Origin of the sequence: Methylophaga sp. UBA1464, from assembly GCF_002325665.1 — a bacterium.
Lineage (GTDB): Bacteria > Pseudomonadota > Gammaproteobacteria > Nitrosococcales > Methylophagaceae > Methylophaga.
Genome location: NZ_DCSO01000065.1, coordinates 10,114 through 11,079, shown reverse-complemented (window position 1 = coordinate 11,079; position 966 = coordinate 10,114). Strand labels below are relative to the sequence as shown.

The 966-nt window shown below is 44.6% G+C and carries 1 protein-coding gene and 1 pseudogene; one reads left to right on the top strand and one right to left on the bottom strand.

Going from position 1 to position 966, the window contains the following annotated elements; translation table 11 throughout:
- Positions 1 to 779, top strand: a 779-nt coding sequence (locus B3O33_RS07900; RefSeq protein ID WP_292363352.1) for a sigma 54-interacting transcriptional regulator, incomplete at its 5' end; no start/stop codon positions are given.
- Positions 780 to 784: 5 nt separating this feature from the next.
- Here the strand turns inward: B3O33_RS07900 and B3O33_RS07895 are convergent.
- Positions 785 to 966, bottom strand: a pseudogene (locus tag B3O33_RS07895) (NAD(P)-dependent alcohol dehydrogenase); the annotation flags it as partial.

Here is a 966-nt window from a genome sequence, read left to right as displayed (position 1 = left end):
CCAAAGGCGCTTTCACTGGAGCCGATCGTGAAAGAGCGGGTAAATTTCAATTAGCCCATGGGGGCAGCCTGTTTCTTGATGAAGTTGGAGAGTTGCCGTTAGCCGTGCAAAGTAAGCTTTTACGCGTATTACAAAGTGGTGAAATACAACCAGTGGGTAAAGATAATGTCGAACAGGTTGATGTTCGCGTGATTGCCGCTACCAATAGAAACCTTGAGGAAGAGGTCAGCGAGGGACGTTTCAGAGCCGATCTTTATCACCGTTTATCGGTTTATCCCATCAAGGTTCCACCGTTAAAAGACCGGGATCAGGATGTGTTATTACTGGCTGGTTACTTTCTGGAAAAAACCAGTCGAAAATTAGGCATCAGGCAATTACGACTGTCTCAGGATGCGGAGCTGGCGTTACGGGAGTATCACTGGCCGGGCAATGTGCGCGAGCTGGAACATGTCATCAGCCGGGCCTCATTAAAAGCCAAAGCGAAACCGACCACTACCGGAATTATTTCGTTAAATAGGGAGTTTCTTGAGTTACCAACATCAAATATTTCTGTGAATTCAGTTGAAAAAACGACTGAATTGAAACCCATGCTATCTCCCGGCATGGATCTCAAAACCGCTACTAATGAATTTCAAAAACAGTGCATTTTAACGGCTGTTACGCAAGCTGATGGAAACTGGAGTGAAGCGGCCCGATCGCTGAAAACCGATCGGGCCAATTTGGTCAGAATGGCAAAACGTCTAGGCATTTCGATAAAAAAATCTGTTGTAAATCATTAACCAGGTTATGCACTTAATGAAGCCATATCAATGACAAAACGATAACGCACATCGGACTTTTCCATACGATCAAACGCTTGATTAATCTCATCCATTTTGATCATTTCGCACTCCGGTAAAATGTTCATACGCCCACAGAAATCAAGCATTTCCTGCGTTTCAGCAATGCCACCAATCAATGAACCTG